At 36.7% G+C, this 17,856-nt stretch carries 17 protein-coding genes and 2 pseudogenes; 11 read left to right on the top strand and 8 right to left on the bottom strand.

Annotated elements, in window-relative coordinates; genetic code table 11:
* Positions 1–206: 206 nt before the first annotated feature.
* The 5 genes and pseudogenes from M886_RS14620 to M886_RS14590 all read left to right on the top strand — a co-directional run bounded on the left by M886_RS14620 (position 207) and on the right by M886_RS14590 (position 7,225).
* Positions 207–3,014 carry a HEAT repeat domain-containing protein gene (locus tag M886_RS14620; protein ID WP_053228904.1) on the top strand — a complete coding sequence of 936 codons (2,808 nt, stop codon included), beginning with the start codon at positions 207–209 and terminating at the stop codon, positions 3,012–3,014.
* Positions 3,015–3,205: 191 nt separating this feature from the next.
* A complete protein-coding gene (locus M886_RS14615) occupies positions 3,206–3,868 on the top strand; it encodes a DUF5677 domain-containing protein (RefSeq protein WP_048051392.1) in 663 nt (220 codons plus the stop codon).
* Between the two features lie 21 nt (positions 3,869–3,889).
* Positions 3,890–5,323 (top strand): annotated as a pseudogene (locus M886_RS14605) (IS66-like element ISMma13 family transposase).
* Positions 5,324–5,773 (top strand): DUF5677 domain-containing protein, encoded by a 450-nt coding sequence (locus M886_RS14600; RefSeq protein WP_268745885.1) that lies wholly within the window; start codon positions 5,324–5,326, stop codon positions 5,771–5,773.
* A 1,104-nt stretch (positions 5,774–6,877) separates the two neighbouring features.
* Positions 6,878–7,225 (top strand): hypothetical protein, encoded by a 348-nt coding sequence (locus tag M886_RS14590; protein ID WP_230625044.1) that lies wholly within the window; start codon positions 6,878–6,880, stop codon positions 7,223–7,225.
* Between the two features lie 135 nt (positions 7,226–7,360).
* Here M886_RS14590 and M886_RS14585 read toward each other — a convergent pair whose 3' ends face one another.
* The 3 genes from M886_RS14585 to M886_RS14575 are packed head-to-tail and all read right to left on the bottom strand — an operon-like array spanning position 7,361 to position 8,053.
* A complete protein-coding gene (locus tag M886_RS14585; protein WP_048038361.1) occupies positions 7,361–7,603 on the bottom strand; it encodes a type II toxin-antitoxin system HicB family antitoxin in 243 nt (80 codons plus the stop codon).
* A gap of 2 nt (positions 7,604–7,605) precedes the next feature.
* Positions 7,606–7,800 (bottom strand): type II toxin-antitoxin system HicA family toxin, encoded by a 195-nt coding sequence (locus M886_RS14580; RefSeq protein WP_048038359.1) that lies wholly within the window; start codon positions 7,798–7,800, stop codon positions 7,606–7,608.
* 22 nt (positions 7,801–7,822) lie between these two features.
* Positions 7,823–8,053, bottom strand: a complete 231-nt coding sequence (locus M886_RS14575; protein WP_048038358.1) for a type II toxin-antitoxin system HicB family antitoxin — start codon at positions 8,051–8,053, stop codon at positions 7,823–7,825.
* A gap of 419 nt (positions 8,054–8,472) precedes the next feature.
* Between M886_RS14575 and M886_RS14570 the strand changes: the two genes are divergently transcribed.
* Positions 8,473–8,727 (top strand): nucleotidyltransferase family protein, encoded by a 255-nt coding sequence (locus M886_RS14570; RefSeq protein WP_235203979.1) that lies wholly within the window; start codon positions 8,473–8,475, stop codon positions 8,725–8,727.
* A 54-nt stretch (positions 8,728–8,781) separates the two neighbouring features.
* Positions 8,782–9,084, top strand: a complete 303-nt coding sequence (locus M886_RS14565) for a HepT-like ribonuclease domain-containing protein (RefSeq protein WP_048037757.1) — start codon at positions 8,782–8,784, stop codon at positions 9,082–9,084.
* Between the two features lie 269 nt (positions 9,085–9,353).
* Here the strand turns inward: M886_RS14565 and M886_RS14560 are convergent, their stop codons facing one another.
* Positions 9,354–11,951, bottom strand: coding sequence for a UvrD-helicase domain-containing protein (locus M886_RS14560; RefSeq protein WP_048051390.1), 2,598 nt, complete (start codon positions 11,949–11,951; stop codon positions 9,354–9,356).
* A 501-nt stretch (positions 11,952–12,452) separates the two neighbouring features.
* Here M886_RS14560 and M886_RS14555 point away from each other — a divergent pair.
* Positions 12,453–13,385, top strand: a complete 933-nt coding sequence (locus M886_RS14555) for a Fic family protein (RefSeq protein WP_050035795.1) — start codon at positions 12,453–12,455, stop codon at positions 13,383–13,385.
* Positions 13,386–13,464: 79 nt separating this feature from the next.
* Here the strand turns inward: M886_RS14555 and M886_RS14550 are convergent, their stop codons facing one another.
* Complete coding sequence (locus M886_RS14550) at positions 13,465–13,689, bottom strand: type II toxin-antitoxin system HicA family toxin (RefSeq protein WP_048037760.1); 225 nt, start codon at positions 13,687–13,689, stop codon at positions 13,465–13,467.
* Entirely contained in the window at positions 13,690–13,908 is a 219-nt protein-coding gene (locus tag M886_RS14545) for a type II toxin-antitoxin system HicB family antitoxin (RefSeq protein ID WP_048037761.1), read from the bottom strand.
* Between the two features lie 433 nt (positions 13,909–14,341).
* Here M886_RS14545 and M886_RS14540 point away from each other — a divergent pair, with 433 nt between their 5' ends.
* Both M886_RS14540 and M886_RS14535 read left to right on the top strand, forming a co-directional pair.
* Positions 14,342–14,596, top strand: a complete 255-nt coding sequence (locus tag M886_RS14540) for a nucleotidyltransferase family protein (RefSeq protein ID WP_235203979.1) — start codon at positions 14,342–14,344, stop codon at positions 14,594–14,596.
* Between the two features lie 54 nt (positions 14,597–14,650).
* Positions 14,651–14,953, top strand: a complete 303-nt coding sequence (locus tag M886_RS14535; protein ID WP_048037757.1) for a HepT-like ribonuclease domain-containing protein — start codon at positions 14,651–14,653, stop codon at positions 14,951–14,953.
* A 488-nt stretch (positions 14,954–15,441) separates the two neighbouring features.
* Here the strand turns inward: M886_RS14535 and M886_RS14525 are convergent, their stop codons facing one another.
* Positions 15,442–15,639 (bottom strand): CxxC-x17-CxxC domain-containing protein, encoded by a 198-nt coding sequence (locus M886_RS14525; protein ID WP_015410804.1) that lies wholly within the window; start codon positions 15,637–15,639, stop codon positions 15,442–15,444.
* 204 nt (positions 15,640–15,843) lie between these two features.
* On the opposite strand from M886_RS14525, the pseudogene M886_RS14515 reads away from it, so the two are divergent.
* Positions 15,844–17,277: pseudogene (locus tag M886_RS14515) on the top strand (IS66-like element ISMma14 family transposase).
* 15 nt (positions 17,278–17,292) lie between these two features.
* Here M886_RS14515 and M886_RS14510 read toward each other — a convergent pair.
* A complete protein-coding gene (locus M886_RS14510) occupies positions 17,293–17,808 on the bottom strand; it encodes a DUF421 domain-containing protein (RefSeq protein ID WP_048040065.1) in 516 nt (171 codons plus the stop codon).
* Positions 17,809–17,856: the final 48 nt, after the last annotated feature.

Raw genomic sequence — 17,856 nt, 5'->3', positions numbered from 1 at the left:
TTAAGTAACTTTTTTAGAGCTACAGGAATAAGTATCTTAATGATTATTGTCACCGTGCGCAGCACGGGCCTTTCCATGAAGAAATAAAATATAAAAAGTAGAATAAGTTTATTCGCCGTTTTGTAAAAGTTTCTATATTATCTCTGAGTTGGATAAAAAGAATAATTTATAATTTAGGGATGTTAAGGAATTAGTGGTGTGAAACATTGATTGATCAGGAGGAAATTCATAGAAAGTGTAATAGCTGTGATCCACAAGAACGTAAAATAGCAGTGGGTCAGTTATGTAATAGTTTTGGATTACTTCTTGATAATAATCAGGCTTGGGATGACTTACATAAATTAACATTAGACAGAAATAGCTTTGTTCGGGAGAAAGCAGCAGGAGCATTAAAAACTGCTTTACAATACTCGCCTAGTAAAAAACAAACATGGGAAGATTTACATAGATTAATTTCAGACCAGAACAACTATGTGCGACGGGAAGCAGTAGAGGCACTAAGAACTGTTTTTCAATATGCGCCTGACAAAAAAAGGGCTTGGAAAGATGTAATAAGATTAACTATAGACAAAAACAGCTATGTTAGACGAGAGGCAGCCGGAACTCTAAAAATTGCTTTACAAAGCATGTCTAACATAAAACAAATATGGCCTGATCTACGTGGACTATTTTTGAATAAAGATTACTATATGAGACTGGAGGCCATAGAGGCACTAAGAACTATTTTTCAACATGTACCTGACAAAAAACAGGCATGGGAAGATCTAATCAGGCTGACAGCAGATGAAGAGAAGACTGTGAGAAGGGACGTAGCAGTCGTAATGAAGATTGCTCTACAATATGCACCTGACAAACAGAAAGCATGGGAAGACTTACACAGATTAACTTTAGATAGAAACGCTGATGTCAAAAAGGGAGTAGCAGTTGTAGTGAAGACTGCTTTCCAATATATACCTGACAAACAACAGATATGGGAAGACTTACACAGATTAACCCTAGATGAAAATGATGATGTGAGAAAGGATGCAGTGAGGTCATTGGAGACTGCATTTCAATATATGTCTGACAAACAGAAAGCATGGGAAGACTTACACAGATTGACCTTAGATAAAAATAGTGATGTGAGGAGTCGTGCAGTGTGGATATTGGGAACTTCATTTCAATATTTACCTGACAAAAAGCAAGCATGGGAAGATTTACACAGATTAACAACAGATGGAGACAGCACTGTGCGGCGTGCAGTAGCAAGTGCTGTTGGGTTAGTTTTTCAACATATATCTGAGAAAGAAAAATTATGGGAAGATTTACACATATTGACCTCAGATAAAAACAGTAATGTGAGACGGGGCGCGACGAGTACCCTTGGATCAGTTTTTCATCTTGTACCTGACAAACAACAGGCATGGGAAGATCTAATTAAGCTTACATTAGATGAAGATAAAACTGTGAAAAGGGGAGCAGCAGTTGTAATAGGGACTGCTTTTCAGAATATGCCTGACAAACAAAAGGTATGGGAAGATTTACATAGTCTAACTTCGTCTGACGACAGCCACGTTAGAGGGGGAGCAGCACGTGTTTTTGGGTATATTTTTCAACACGTAACTGACAAAAAACAGATTTGGGATGATTTACAAAGTTTGACATCAGACAGATACAGTATTGTACAAGCCAATGCGAACCATTCTCTTGGACGAATTTCTATTTTTAAGGCATCTCAATCAGAAGGTGAAGAAACCTATGTAGAAGAATTGGAAAAAGCAATCGAATTTTTTGAAAAAGCATCCCTCGAGACTGTTTCAAGAAATCCTTCCAGTTTTTGTTTACCATTTTACCGTTCATTTTACATGATAATCAACGCCCAAAAGCAGCAGGCAAAAGATGAATTTGAGAAATATCTTACAGAAGCAAAAAATGCAATAGAAGGGTCAGAGAATAAAAAACTACTTTTTGAGGCAGTTGAAAACCTTGCAAATGCATTAAGAGAAGTCCAAGATCTTGAAAGTATGGATTTCGAAACAAAGAAAAATGAGTTAGATTTTTACAGGAAGTACTGTGAGCAAGCCTCTGAATTAATGAAACAGACCGAAAAAACAGCACCTTCTGCTACAAAAGTAATGATAATAGGCTCAAGAATACTTGACAGAAAACTAAAATCCCTCCTCGAAGAAATCCAAGCAAAAGCAAAGACCGCGTGCCGGGAATCTCAAGGTACTGATACAGAAGAAATTGCATGCGCCGTCAGTAGAGAAGTTCAGAAATGGGACATAAGTAATCCTGCAGACATGGCAGAATACATAGAAGATATTTCGTATTCTCTTAAAGGAAAAGTACGAAGTCATTCTGAAAATGAGTACCTTCTCCGTAAAATTGAGTTAATGAGGAGAGAGACAGATCTTACTAAAAAATTCCAACTTTTAAGTTTCGTAATAGGGGAAATCCCTACTATAAAAGTGGTTCAAGAGGAAGCTGTAAAGAGAGGAATTGATGAAATTAGGCAAGATATTGCTTCAGTGGATAAAAAAGTTGACGAAAAAACGACTACAATTCTAAATAAATTAGATGAAATTCAAGAAGAACTAAATCTAGGATTTGAAAAGCTGGACAAGCTTTCTACTGAAATTGGAGGAAGAGAAGGAGAAAATATAAAGATCTTTTCAGAAAAGCTTCTTGAAATGACGAAAAAAGGAGATTCTGAAGCTATTGAATGTTTCCTTGAAGAATTACTCAAAGATGAAAGCGTTTTAATTACAGAAATAGATAGCTCTTCTGCACCTAAAAACAAAAAGGAAGAGTCAAAAAGAAGTATATCTAAACTCAGATCCCTACTAGATAAAGTAAAGAATCCCACAAAGGCATTTGGGAAAGATGTAGCTAAAGAGATAGTTGTTGGTTATGCCGCAAAAGGAATTATAGATATCGTTATACCAATGATGTTTTTGGCTGTTTTTGGGGTTCCGATACCGTCTCATATTACAGATATCTTGGCAATAGTCACAAAGGAATTAAAAGAATAATTTCACAAATAGTAGTTTATCCTAAAAACTGCGTTTCTTTAAAATTGCCAACGATTTCATATATTTTAAATCCTAAGAATTATTTTTTGTATTTGTGAAAAAAATTATTGCTGAGGCTTATACAAAGGCTTTGATTGAGTCGATGCCGTAAAATCAGAACATAAGTAATTTGTGAAGTGAGTGATCACAACATGAAAACTGATGATAGTAATACAAATAACAAGAAAAATAAGGACTATTTAGATCTGTTTAGTATCCCCTCAGAAGTTAAGGAAGCAATAAACCAGTTTCATGAAGAGATTATAAACAATGCCTCAGACACCTTGCAAGAAAATAATGACGAAATAGAGAATTTTAAGAAAAGAGTAAATAACTTTTGGAAAAAACCCTTGGATTTACTGGATTTACTTTTAATATACTCCCGACAAATGGGATCGAAATTTAACAAAGAAATGAGGACAATTGCTGAAAAAGAGAATGACTATGTTTTTTTGGCATTAACCAGACTCCATGCTAAAGCTTGTCTCGTTAGTCAAGAAATTGCCATATTAATGAAACATGGATATGCATCTGGTGCACATGCTCGATGGCGAAGTCTTCACGAAATTGCAGTTACTGCATTGTTCATAAAAGAGCACGGTAATGAAGTGGCAGAACAATATCTCAATTATCGATATATAGAATCCTATTATGCAATGAGGCAATATAAAGTACATGCAAAGAAATTAAATTATGAGCCACTTGAAGAAGAAGAAGAAAATACTACCAATGTAAAGAATTTTTGTAACTATTCAGGCAGCCTTTTAAAGGCTACAATTTTTCCTCTTTTCGAGGAAAAATTGGATATAAATTGAATCCTATTTTGTTTCGTTATCATGCTTACACGTGAAGAGATTCTTGCTTTGTGTGCTTCAAACCCTGAAGTCATTGCTTACATTGTGAGTCTTGAAACTCAAATTAAAGAACTTACTGAAAGGTTGATAGCCTTAGAATCTCGTTTAAACCAAAACAGTCGTAACAGCAGTCGCCCTCCTTCTACTGATTTTTTTGTCAAGGAGAAACCTAATCCCAAGAGTCTCCGTAAAAAGAGCGGAAAGAAACCTGGAGGTCAAGATGGTCATCCTGGAACAACTCTTGAAATGGTTGATGATCCTGAGTAGGTAATAGAACATTCTTTGAGTTGCTGCAAAGAATGTGGCCATACTCTTGAGAATGTTGAAGTTGAAGCCTATGAGAAAAGACAGGTCTTTGATATTCCTCCTGTAAACCTGATTGTTACAGAACACAAAAGCCAGATTAAGACCTGTCCTCACTGTGGAAGAATAAATAAAGCTGTTTTTCCTGAATCAGTAAAATATCCAGTTCAGTATGGTCCAAATATTTTAGCTTCAGCTATTTACTGTAAAAATCACCATTTTATCCCCTATGAAAGAATTTCTGAGTTTTTTGAGGATATTATGGGAATAAAAATCTGTCCTGCTACGATAATTAGAGCAGAAAAAGAATGTTTCCAGAATTTAGAGTGTTTTGAAAACATTATTCGAGAGAAATTAATGACTTCTTATGTTGTCCATTTTGATGAAACTGGTATGAAAATCGAAGGAAAAAGACACTGGCTTCATGTAGCTTCTAATGACAAATACACCTGTTATTTACCTCACTCAAAAAGAGGAGCAGAAGCAATAGACGCTATGGGAATTCTTCCGGAGTTTAAGGGAGTAGCAGTTCACGACGGATGGAAACCTTACAACGTTTATGACTGTGATCATGCTCTCTGTAATGCTCATTTACAGAGAGAACTTACTGGAATTGAAGAGAACTATAAACAGCAGTGGGCTAAAGAAATGAATAAATTACTCACTGAGATGAAAAAGTATACTGATGAATGTAAGGAGCAAGTCAAAGAACTGGACTTTGAGCAAATTAAAGCATTGGAAGAAAGGTTTGATGCTATAATCATGAAAGGGATTGAGGAAAATCCACAATCTCTAAATCCTGAAAAACAAGGAAAACGTGGAAAGAATCCAAAGACAAAAGCAAGGAATCTGTTGGATAGGTTTATAGAACACAAAGAAAAGATCCTGAGATTCCTGAAAGATTTGAAAGTTCCGTTTGAGAATAATCAGGCAGAAAGAGATATCAGGATGATGAAACTACAGCAAAAGATATCAGGAACTTTCAGAACAACACAAGGAGCGCAAGCTTTCTGCAGAATGAGAGCTTACATCTCTACAATTAGAAAGAACGGATTACTTGTTTTGGAGGGTATTATAGCGGCGCTCAAGGGAGCGCCGTTAACTATAACCTGAATAGTTACGAATTTTTTTGTTAAAAAGTATGGAAGATCTTTTGAAAATCCTTATGGGTGGGCTTCAAAAGAGCTAAATAAGCCCAGACCAAACTTTGCTGACATTGAAAAATCTGTTGGTGTGAACCACATGCGTCCTTATTACAAGATGGCTAGTAATGCCGTTCATGCAGATTCAAAAGGAACTTTTTTCAACATAGGAATATCTGAATTCGATGAAGAAAAGATTCTTCTTGCAGGACCAAGTGACTCCGGATTAGCTGATCCGGGTTCAGGTACGGCTTTATCGATGAATCTAATTAATTCAACTCTTATAATTTCAAGACCAACTGCAGAAAACTTAATTCTTTTACAGGCAACATCGATGTTAGTAAATGAAATTAACGAAGCGTTTCTTGAAGCACATAGATTTATTGAAGAGCAGACTGAGGGAAAGGCTCTACATATTTAAACATTAGATCTTAAACTCTTCAACAGAAAAGAAACATTTTGTATATGGTTTGGGATTTATGCGAATATAAAAAATATAGTAAATATGGAAAGAAGGAAATAAATAGCATTCAAATTTCGCCTAGACTTTTCATAATACAAATCAGCTTCTTGTGTACCATAATATTCATTATAGACATCATCTTTCAAAGACGCTTTAACATGATTATCGTAAATCCAAATGCCTATTCCGTATATCATAATTAGAAAAGAGGCAGATCTAAGTTTGCCTATGTCAATATCAAATAAATTGGATACAAATGAAGACAGAAATATGAAAGTTGAAATACAGATACCAAATTTATATGGTTGATTATCAAGAAGATTATGTATATCTGTAAAGGAATCCATATAGATCTTTTAAACATTAACTTAACATTTTATAAATGTTTCATTCAATTTCTAATTTTAATTAGAAAACAGTTCTCTAAAGGAAAATTGATTAATCTAAAGAAGCCCTGCAAAGTGCCCCTTATAAAGCTGCAAATATCGCGGGTTTTTTAATTTCACTTTTCTTAACATTATCTCAACAAACATGTTCGGGGTAGATTTAAGCAGACCGCCGGCAGGAAAAAATATATTTCAATTGAATTGGTTCTGGGGAAGATTTTCATATCAAATCCGGCGGTCCAGTTTTGGACAGATTTCCTTTATCCACAAATCACCCGAAAAATGTCGCTTGAATCAGAAATACCCTCAGAGGAGAAAGAATCGATTAATCTAAAGAAGCCCTGCAAAGTGCCCCTTCTAAACTTGCAAAAATCACGGGTTTTTCAATTTCACTTTTCTTAACTCTTTTTTCAACAAATGTTTTCGGGGTAGATTTAAGCAGACCGCCGGCAGGAAAAAATATATTTTAAATGAATTGATGATGGGGAAGATTTTCATTTCTTATTTGGCGGTCCAGTTTTTACATTTCACCGTAACTCTAAAACGTCCCTCAACGGAAAAGAATTACTTTAATCTGAAATCCAGCCCTGCGAAGTGCTCCTTCTGAATTTGCAATTTAACTGAATGAATAACCTTCTAAATATTCAAGTTCATGATGCTGTATAGTGATGTTTTTATGCAAGAAAGGAAAGTCAAAGTTATGGACTTCACAGGGGAATGGCACATTTATGAGATGGAACAATGGGATGAGGACTATTTCAATATGGACGTTCAGGCTTATATTATGATAGAGCCAGACAACATGGGGCATTTTCAGTTTGGCTTAGTTTATGGTGATATCGACGGAAGAATCGTTGAATATGCCGATGGCAAAAGATTTGAATTCACCTTTGAAGGAAATGAGGAGTGCGACCATGTTTTTGGTAGTGGCTGGGTAAAAATTAAAGAAAAAGACGTACTGGAGGGCGAGTTTAGATTTCATCTTGGAGATAGTTCTACCTTTTTAGCAATGAGAGCAAAATAACAAACTGAAGTTTTTCAATTTCACTTTTCTTAACTTTATCTTAACAAACTTATTTGGAGAAGATTTTAGCAGGCCGCCGGCAGGAAAAATATATTTAAAGTTACTTGAAAAGAGATTTGAAGTAAGAAAAATAACTCAAACTATTTCAGAACCTGTAGAGGGCTTTTCAGCAATAGCCACATACTCGGCAAAGGATTCTGATTCTGGAATCGGTAGATTGTCCTCTAGCAGTCCCTGCACGTGCATTTCAATGGCTTCATAGATATTTTTCTCTGCTTCCTCTCGCGTGGAACCGGTAGCCACACAGCCTGGCAGATCAGGTGAATACGCTGAATAATTGTTGTTTGCTTTTTCGATTACAACGAGGAAACGGTGCATGATTAGTCCTCCACTTTTAATTGTGCTTGTTTTAAGATGCTGTTCAATGTCCCTGGAGCAAGATCATCTCCACTATGACCTGCAATTGTCACCCTGCCTGGTTTAGCAGGATGTTTGTATTGCCGGTGGCTACCTTTTGTTACAACCAGATACCAGCCATCGGCTTCAAGAAGCTTTATGACCTCACGTACTTTCATTTCAATCTGTCTTCATGGATATTTAGATGTAATTCGAAAGCTTACGGAATCCAGGCAGGTGAAATCCATTTCTTAACCTGAAAGCGATCCATTCATCGATAACTTCTTCCAGGTTTCTGCGACATTCTTCAAGATTCTTGCCCGTAGCCCATACACCCTCAAGTTCGGGAATTTCACCATAATAAGGTTCTTCGTCATCGATTATTTCGTATTTTGCCTTTTCAAGGGCTGCCTGGATATACTGGATAAGCATGATCACGCCTTTCCGAACTGATGTATCTAGTTTTATGCTGTTTAAATCTTATATAGATTCTGCGGATCGGGTAATTAAGTTTTTGATTCTTGATACAACCGAAGAAGGAGATAAGTGAAAATTATCAGCCTTGCAAAGTGCCCCTTATAAAGCTGCAAAAATCACGGCTTTTTCGATTTAACTTTTCTTACATTACTTTAACAAACGTGTTCGGGGTAGATTTAAGCAGACCGCCGGCAGGAAAAATATATTTAAAATGAATTGAACGTAAAGACTGGAAATTTCTGCCACCTTTCTTAGTAATTATAAATACTACAACTGCAGAATACTATAACGTACCAAAAGAGACCAGATAGAGCCTGAAAATAATGCCGAAAAACCCAACAGAAGCTGAAATCTATATCCAAAAACTTCATGAAATGCTCCCGGAACTTAAAGAAAAATACCACGTTAGTTACCTGGGAATTTTTGGGTCCTACATAAGGGGAGAGCAGAAACCCGGAAGTGATCTGGACGTACTCGTTGAGTTTTCCAGAACCCCTACTATTTTTAAATTTGTCAACCTTGAAAACTACCTTTCGGAGGCTCTGGGCGTTAAGGTAGACCTTGTTATGAAAGATGCGTTAAAGCCGAATATTGGCAAACATATCCTTAAAGAAGTTGAAGCCGTCTGAAGAGGGATTGAAATTCGCGAAGCAAAAGACTATGTCCAGGACATCTACGATGCAATGGAAGCAGCAGAAGAATTTGTTAACGGCTGGACATTTGAAGAGTTTGCCGAAGATCGCAAAACACAGTTTGCAGTAATCAGAGCTCTGGAAATCATTGGCGAAGCAACAAAGAATATCCCATATGAAATGCGCGAAAAATACCCTTTTGTTCCGTGGAAAGACCTTGCAGGCATACGGGACAAATTAATCCACGCTTACTTTGGAGTTAATCTGAAAGTGGTTTGGTTATCTGTTAAAGAGGGTATTCCCGAAGCAAAGCCAGATATCAAACACATACTGGATGAAATGTCGCTTGAATAAGAAAAATCCCCCACAAGGAAAAAGAATCGCTTAATCTAAAAAAGCCCTGCAAAGTGCCCCTTTTAAAGCTGCAAAAATCACGGGTTTTGATTCGCTTTTCTAACTTAATTTTAACAAACGTGTTCGGGGTTGATTTAAGCAGACCGCCGGCAGGAAAAATATATTTAAATCGTATTCGCTAGCTTTTAAACAAACTACATTTTAAGTAAAAGAATGCCTAGCTTTAATAGATATAAATCTTTTAGAATTAAAATTTCTGATACTTTAATTCAGTTATTGAGTTCATAAAAAGTAACCTTGTTTTCAATTTCATGTATAAATTTGCTTACCGAATCTTTTCGAGTGTAAATTATCAGGTCATTCATAGCTCTTGTTACAGCAACGTAAAAGAGTCTCCTTTCTTCCTCATATCTATCTCTTTTACGTGAAAGAATTGCTGGCTCGAAAATATCTGGATTTTCTATTTCGCAGGGAAAACCGTACAAGTCTTCCACCACGTCGAGCAGGAAAACAGCTTTTGCCTGCAAACCTTTGCTTTTATGCACTGTCATAAAAGGTATTTTATTCGGATTTTTACTCCCATCAAAAGAAATAGGAACAGCTTGAGTTTTAGCGTACTCCATTAACATATTCTTCATCTTAAGATTTTTTCCAATTCTTGATAGAAGTAGAATATCTTTTGGTTCATAACCGTCATCAAGATAATGCTTTATTGAATAAACACAATGACTGGCAATTTGAGAATAATACAGATTTGTTGATCTTCGGTTATATTTTGAGACATATATTTTTATAGGATTCTCAGTGGTATTCCTAGCAAAAGTATTTTTTTCGATATGTGAACCTCTATTGTGTTTTATAACTTCAGCACCTGTATCCACTATAGACTTACAGCTTCTATAATTTACAGAAAGATCGGTTCTGGCTGGATGGTCGAAGTACTCAGGAAAGTTAACAAAAAAGTCGAGATCAGAACCTGAGAAACCCATTATACTCTGCCAATCATCGCCTACACAGAATAGTTTACACCCACCATTCTTCTTCATGAGTTCGCGTATAAGCTCATACCTTTGAGCACTTATATCCTGATATTCATCAATTAAGATTTGGGCAAAAGAATTTCTGTATAGTTCCTGATTCTCTTTCAGTTCTTTTACAGCAAGATTGATCATATCAGCAAAGTCAATTTTGTTTTCAGCTCTCAATTCGTTTTCATAAAGCTCATAAATATCTAATGCAATCCCGGCAAAAGCTTCTTGTTTTGCAGACCATCTTTCGCTTCGTAACCTTTGCTTAACACTCTCTGGAGGCAGATTGTACGTTTTAGCAATTGTTATGAATCGGCTAATGTTGAAAGAAAGACCTCTTACAGACTCTTTACATCCGTAGTTCACTCTACTGATAAGTTGATCATAAGGAATAGGGGTGAATTTAAAATCTTTATTGGGATACTTTATTTTTAATGCCTTTGTCATTCTTTCAATTAATATTTCCTCAAATTTTTCTCCCTTGAATTCATAACTTGCGATTTCTACAAGAGAATATTTATCTTGCTGTGCAAACTTCTCTTTTTTTCTCTTCATCCCAAGTTTGTATTCTTCTGACGCGTTTTTACCTTCAAACCAGTCTGGAACTCCTCCATTTTTGTCTATTGCCCAATGCTCAAGGTAAATATCATAATCTGGAAAGAAAAAATCGGGCTTTGGAGACTTTTTATTACCGTTAGAATCAGTATACATCATCCATCTAGCGGGGTCTTCATAACGTATTTTAACTCTTTCTCCATTCAGGTTATGACTAATGAAAAAGTTCAATATCGCCCTTTCAGCCTCACTTTTGACCTCAGTTCCGTCAAGAGCCGTATATGTTAAATTCGCCATATATTTGTAGAACTCTTCTTTTTTCTGAAAGTCTTCCTGGCTCTTTATTACCTCATTGTCATGGTATAATCTCATATAGTCTACAATTTTCTTCTGGAAATCTCCGTTTGTTTTTCTAAGGTTGAATAAATGATCAATATAATTTGAAAATTCTTTGTTAAAATTAGAACCTGAAAACTTCAATTTGGGAGTTTCTTTTCCAGAAATTTTGCTCCCTTCTTCCAAGATTTTCTTTCCCAATGAATGAAAAGTTCTGACTTCCGCCTCTTCAATACTAAACCTATCTTTAAGTCTGTTTTTAACCTCTTCAGCAGCTTTATTCTGATAAGCAAGAATGAGTATCTTTTTTGCGTCAACTTTATCTGGTGCTCTTTCCGTTAGATAAGCAGTTCTTGTGATCAAAACTTCGGTTTTTCCAGAACCAGCCCCTGCTACAACTAAATTATGTGTATCATCAGTCACTATTGCTCTTTTCTGTGAGTTATCTAGAGGAAAAGAAGATTTCTGGAACAAGTAATCATACTTTTGGATTCTTTGTTGAATAAACTCTTCATTGTCATATCTCTTTAACTCACTCGACAAATAAGACAATTCTATTATCGATTTATTAACAAAATCATTGGATGGCTCATCGAAAAGTTTACTTCGATTTTTAAAAGAAGAACAGGCAGTTAGGCATTTTGCGCAAATATCAATTAGGTCCTTCTGTTCATGATAAGTCAGATAAGACTCCTTTCTTATATTGTATAATTCATGCTTCAAATACAGTTCAGATATATCCTTTTCAATATTTTTTTTTGCTTCTTCACTTATGGTTCCTTTTTCAATTTTTAAAATTTTATTTCTGACTTCCAGAATTTCGGTTATGCATATTTCGTAAATTCTTTTAAATGAATTTGTAATTGGAGAGATAAGCGATAAAATAAATGACCTCAGTTTACCTTTTTTAAATTCTGATAAATTTTCATTTCTATTGCCTAAAACCATTCTAGTGCCTTCTAGTAGCTGAAAAAAATTTTTGATATGTATGATCTGAATATTTATACATACATTCTATAAAAATGTAGGTAAATCGGAAACTGAAATTTCTAAAATATTCTATAGATTAGTAGACATGTTAAAATAAAAACAATTGGTCCTGTAGATTTTTCTTCTAATCTGCAAAAATCAAAGTTTTTGGTTCTTTTTTCTTACCTTTATCTTAACAACCGTATTCGGGGTAGATTTAAGCAGACCGCCGGCAGGAAAAATATATTTTAAAATAAATGATGTATTGAGAAATAGTATATCGGATCATTACAATTATTGCCAATACCGATACTTTTTTGACTAATGCCAATTTCATGTATTTACAGCTAATTGTCTGAAATACCTTTCTCTTGGATAAACCAGCTCGGCTACAAGAGTATAAGTGCTCTTAATATCGGATAGCTCAAAAATTTGCCGATACCGATATAAACTATGGATACATATCGGATATGTAGAATTATGGAAGATACCGATACTCACCTGATTCAAGAAAAACTTCTTGCACGAATAAATGAAAAAATGAAGCAGCTAAACTCCATGCGGCCCATTCCGGCAGACGCTTTAGGCAGGCTCCATGAAGAGATGAGGTTAGTGCACACCTACCACTCGAACGCGATAGAAGGGAATACGCTAACACTCCAGGAAACAAAACTTGTCCTGGAAGAAGGGCTGACTATCGGAGGAAAATCTCTTCGAGAGCACCTTGAGGCGAGCAATAATGCAAAAGCTTTTGACCGGATGGAAGAGTTAGCAAAGAAAAAACGTTCAATAGACCATATCATAATTCAGGAAATCCATGAAATTGTAACCAGAGGCATACTTGAAGATGCAGGCAGATACCGCACCAGAAATGTGAGGATAACCGGCGCAGTAAAATCTCCGCCCGATTGGTCGAAGATAGTGAAATTGATGGATGAGCTTATCGAAAAAGTAGCTGAAAGCAAAGCTCATCCCCTTGAAACAGCTTCTTTACTGCACCACAGGTTTGTTGAAATTCATCCATTCAGCGATGGAAACGGACGGGTAGCCCGGCTCCTCACAAATTTATATTTGATTGCAAGGGATTATCCTCCTGTCGTGCTCAAAAAAGAGGACAGGGAAAAATATTACAAGTCCCTTAGAGCCGCAGATGCTGGAAATCTGGGATCATTTGCCAATTTCATAGCAAAAGCTGTAGACGAAAACCTGACTCTCTATCTCTCCATCTCAGGAGGAAAGGACGAACTGCTGCCTCTAAAAGAACTTGCCATGGTAACTCCTTATTCTCAGGAATATCTCAGCCTGAGGGCCAGACAGGGACTTCTGGACGCTGTAAAAATAGGAAAAACATGGCACAGTTCAAAACGTGCGGTTGAACAGTATCTATCTGAGCATGGAAAAAAAGATGTTTGATTTCTGTATCCTTTACAAACGTATTCTGGGTAGATTTAAGCAGACCGCCGGCAGGAAAAAATAATCAAATCAAATAAGTTTACTTTAAAAGAGCTTCGAATTCTTCTACCGTGAGCCCGGAAGCTTTAATCAAGTTTCTTAAAAGACCCGGCTTCAGTTCTTTGTGATTCGGGACAGTAAGCGTAACTTTTGATCCTTCCTTTCTCAGGACAACGTGGCTTCCTACCTGCCGGTGTGGGAGCCAGCCAGCTTTAGAAAAAGCTTTGATTGCCTGCATTCCGGAAATTACAGGAAGTCCAAACATTTAAGCAACCACATCAACAACTCTGCAGGAGGATTTTCCAATGCATTCCTGCAAGTCGTCTTCTGCAAGGGATTCCAGGCAAGCCTGAATCGCTTCTTTAATGTTTTCGATAGCTTCTTCTACAGTATCTCCCTGTGAAAAACAGCCTGGCAAACCGGGGCAGCTGGCAATAAATCCCCCTACATCTTCGTCTTCCTCAAGGATAATTTTGAACCGCATAAGACCGATTATGAGGTTTTTGCTTAATATTTGTATGGGTAAGGGTTTAATGTTGAGGTTTTTGATACATAATTCACTTGAAAAATGTATCTTGAATCAGAAATTCCCCATGAGGAAAAAGAATCGCTAAATCTAAAGAAGCTCGGCAAAGTGCCCCTTTTAAAGCTGCAAAAATCACGGGTTTTTCGATTTCGCTTTTCTTACCTTTATCTTAACAACCGTATTCGGGGTAGATTTAAGCAGACCGCCGGCAGGAAAAATATATTTCAAATGAATTGAACGTAAAGACTGGAAATTTCTGCCACCTTTCTTAGTAATTATAAATACTACAACTGCAGAATACTATAACGTACCAAAAGAGACCAGATAGAGTCTGAAAATAATGCCGAAAAACCCAACAGAAGCTGAAATCTATATCCAAAAACTTCATGAAATGCTCCCGGAACTTAAAGAAAAATACCACGTTAGTTACCTGGGAATTTTTGGGTCCTACATAAGGGGAGAGCAGAAACCCGGAAGTGATCTGGACGTACTCGTTGAGTTTTCCAGAACCCCTACTATTTTTAAATTTGTCAACCTTGAAAACTACCTTTCGGAGGCTCTGGGCGTTAAGGTAGACCTTGTTATGAAAGATGCGTTAAAGCCGAATATTGGCAAACATATCCTTAAAGAAGTTGAAGCCGTCTGAAGAGGGATTGAAATTCGCGAAGCAAAAGACTATGTCCAGGACATCTACGATGCAATGGAAGCAGCAGAAGAATTTGTTAACGGCTGGACATTTGAAGAGTTTGCCGAAGATCGCAAAACACAGTTTGCAGTAATCAGAGCTCTGGAAATCATTGGCGAAGCAACAAAGAATATCCCATATGAAATGCGCGAAAAATACCCTTTTGTTCCGTGGAAAGACCTTGCAGGCATACGGGACAAATTAATCCACGCTTACTTTGGAGTTAATCTGAAAGTGGTTTGGTTATCTGTTAAAGAGGGTATTCCCGAAGCAAAGCCAGATATCAAACACATACTGGATGAAATGTCGCTTGAATAAGAAAAATCTCCCACAAGGAAAAAGAATCGCTTAATCTAAAAAAGCCCTGCAAAGTGCCCCTTTTAAAGCTGCAAAAATCACGGGTTTTTCGATTTCGCTTTTCTTACCTTTATCTTAACAACCGTATTCGGGGTAGATTTAAGCAGACCGCCGGCAGGAAAAATATATTTAAAATGAATTGTTTATGGGCAAAGATTTTTAATTTCTTATTTGACGGTCCAGTTCCGGATAGACCCTCCAAAAATATGACTCAGTTAACAGTTTTTCACTTTAATTCGAAAACAACCACTCTAGTCAAAAAAATACTGATAACACTTGAAAATAGCCCGGGGCAAAACCTATCGATAAAAGTAAAACTGATTGTCCCGAAGAAGATTTTATCAATCTGCAAAATTTCTGGATTATGAAAAAGTATATTCTGGATCTAAGTTACATTAAAAAAGTGGAAAAGAATGAGTATTGATATAAACTCAGTTAAACTATAACACTTAGTATCTGTCTTCTCTTGGTTTCCTGTGTTTAGGAAGACATTCTCTGCAGTAAACCGGTCTTTCCGGATCAGGTTTGAAAGGCACTTCGGTTTCAACACCACAATCAGAACATTTTGTCTTGTGCATTTCCCTTGGAGCTCCGAAACCTCCGCGGTGGCTGTCTCTTCCCCTACTTCCTCTGTCATTAAAGGCCATTTTGTTTCACCTTTGGTTTTTAGTTGTTGGTTATTGCTGAAAAATAAGATTGTATACGACTCTTTGGTTAAAAACAAAAATTGGTTTTTAACAACAGATTGTTATACATCTTTTTCTGTAACTATTCAGGTAGCCTTAACGAGGCTACACATTTTTCCTCGTTCCGAGGAAAAATTGGATATAAAATGATTCCTTTTTAGCTTTATGAAACGTGATGAGATTCTTTCTTACTGTGCTTCAAATCCTGAAATTATTGTAGCTTACATTGAGAGTTTAGAATCTCAAGTTAAAGAACTCACTGAAAGACTTGTAGCCTTAGAATCTCGTTTAAATCAAAACAGTCGTAACAGCAGTCGACCTCCTTCTACTGATTATTTTGTCAAAGAGAAACCTAATCCCAAGAGTCTGCGTAAACCAAGCGGGAAGAAACCTGGAGGTCAGGAAGGTCATCCAGGCACGACTCTTGATATGGTTGATCATCCTGAGTAGGTAATAGAACATTCTTTGACCTGCTGCAAAGAATGCGGATCTACCCTTGAGAATGTTGAAGTTGAAGCTTATGAGAGAAGACAGGTCTTTGACATTCCTCCCGTAAATCTAATTGTTACAGAACATAAAAGTCAGATTAAAACCTGTCCTTGTTGTGGAAAGTTGAATAAAGCCGTTTTTCCCGAATCAGTGAAATATCCGGTTCAGTATGGCCCTAATATTTTAGCTTCAGCTATTTACTGTAAAAATTACCAGTTTGTTCCTTATGATAGAATTTCTGAGTTATTTGAAGACATTATGGGAATAAAAATCTGTCCTGCTACGATAATTAGAGCAGAAAGAGAATGTTTCCAGAATTTAGAGGAATTTGAAAACGTTATTAGAGAGAAGTTATTAGCCTCGCCTGTAATCAATTTTGATGAAACTGGTATGAAGATTGAAGGAAAAAGACACTGGCTTCATGTAGCTTCTAATGAAAAATACACATGTTATTTTGCTCATACAAAAAGAGGAGCAGAAGCAATAGATGCTATGGGAATTCTTCCGAAGTTTAAGGGAGTAGCAGTTCATGATGGATGGAAACCTTACAACGTTTATGATTGTGATCATGCTCTGTGTAACGCTCATTTACAGAGAGAACTTACAGGAATTGAAGAGAACTATAAACAGACATGGGCTAAAGAGATGAATGAACTGCTCACTGAGATGAAGAAATACACTGATGAGTGTAAAGAGCAATTAAGAGAACCTGATTTTGAGCAAATTAAAGCATTGGAAGAAAGGTTTGATGCAATTATCATTAGAGCGCTTGAAGAAAATCCGCATTCTCTAAATCCTGAAAAACAGGGAAAACGCGGTAAAAATCCAAAAACAAAATCAAGGAATCTGCTGGATAGGTTTATAGAACACAAAGAAAAGATTCTGAGATTCCTGACAGATTTGAAAGTTCCATTTGATAATAATCAGGCAGAAAGAGATATCAGGATGATGAAACTACAGCAGAAAATATCGGGAACTTTCAGAAAAGCAATGGGAGCGCAAGCTTTCTGCAGAATTAGGGCGTACATTTCTACAGGAAAAAAGAACGGTTTACCTGTTTTAGAGGGTATTCGTGCGGCGCTCATAGGAGCGCCGTTAACTATACTCTGAGCAGTTACTAAAATTTTAAACTTTTAACCCGGTAATCTTAAGCTCTTTCCCTTCTTTTTCTGACTGGCCTATTATTGAGAAACTTCCATCAGTTTCAAGGATTACAGCCCCCACATCTTCCAGATTTGCATGCCCCTCATTCCGTACAGACTGCTCAATCTCACTTTCAACGACCCTGGACCGTTTCATAGCGTCTTTAAGATACTCTCCATTGTAATAAACAAGGGTTGGCTCTCCCCTTACAACCCCTTTAATGAAGTCCGATCTTACGGTTAACCAGGAAATCATATGCTGCAGCCATATAAGAACTGCAAGACCCGTTAACCCTTCTGAAAGGGAAATATCTTTACTCAAAATGAAGGACCCGAAGGTAGACCCGAGTGCGACCGTAATTACAAAATCAAATGCGTTAAGCTTGGAAAGAGTGCGTTTTCCGGAAACCCTTAAAAAAAATATAAGTGCAATATACCCCGCAATTCCAAGAACCAGAACCCTTACAATATCACTCCATGTATTGAAAAACCATCCCACTGCCTTAATCCCCCGAAACAGGCAAGTTAAAAACTCTTTAAGGTTATG

This window comes from Methanosarcina soligelidi (assembly GCF_000744315.1).
Lineage (GTDB): Archaea > Halobacteriota > Methanosarcinia > Methanosarcinales > Methanosarcinaceae > Methanosarcina > Methanosarcina mazei.
Note: the sequence above shows the minus strand (reverse complement) of the source record. Positions and strands in the feature narration are given on the sequence as shown.

Coding starts and splice junctions, on each gene's coding strand:
- M886_RS14615 (WP_048051392.1), top strand. CDS start 3,206: ATGAAAACTGATGATAGTAATACAAATAACAAGAAAAATAAGGACTAT.
- M886_RS14580 (WP_048038359.1), bottom strand. CDS start 7,800: ATGAAAGTACGTGAGGTCATAAAGCTTCTTGAAGCCGATGGCTGGTAT.
- M886_RS14535 (WP_048037757.1), top strand. CDS start 14,651: ATGGAAGCAGCAGAAGAATTTGTTAACGGCTGGACATTTGAAGAGTTT.
- M886_RS14575 (WP_048038358.1), bottom strand. CDS start 8,053: ATGCTTATCCAGTATATCCAGGCAGCCCTTGAAAAGGCAAAATACGAA.
- M886_RS14560 (WP_048051390.1), bottom strand. CDS start 11,951: ATGGTTTTAGGCAATAGAAATGAAAATTTATCAGAATTTAAAAAAGGT.
- M886_RS14545 (WP_048037761.1), bottom strand. CDS start 13,908: ATGCGGTTCAAAATTATCCTTGAGGAAGACGAAGATGTAGGGGGATTT.
- M886_RS14555 (WP_050035795.1), top strand. CDS start 12,453: ATGGAAGATACCGATACTCACCTGATTCAAGAAAAACTTCTTGCACGA.
- M886_RS14585 (WP_048038361.1), bottom strand. CDS start 7,603: ATGCACCGTTTCCTCGTTGTAATCGAAAAAGCAAACAACAATTATTCA.
- M886_RS14550 (WP_048037760.1), bottom strand. CDS start 13,689: ATGTTTGGACTTCCTGTAATTTCCGGAATGCAGGCAATCAAAGCTTTT.
- M886_RS14570 (WP_235203979.1), top strand. CDS start 8,473: ATGCTCCCGGAACTTAAAGAAAAATACCACGTTAGTTACCTGGGAATT.
- M886_RS14590 (WP_230625044.1), top strand. CDS start 6,878: ATGCAAGAAAGGAAAGTCAAAGTTATGGACTTCACAGGGGAATGGCAC.
- M886_RS14525 (WP_015410804.1), bottom strand. CDS start 15,639: ATGGCCTTTAATGACAGAGGAAGTAGGGGAAGAGACAGCCACCGCGGA.
- M886_RS14565 (WP_048037757.1), top strand. CDS start 8,782: ATGGAAGCAGCAGAAGAATTTGTTAACGGCTGGACATTTGAAGAGTTT.
- M886_RS14540 (WP_235203979.1), top strand. CDS start 14,342: ATGCTCCCGGAACTTAAAGAAAAATACCACGTTAGTTACCTGGGAATT.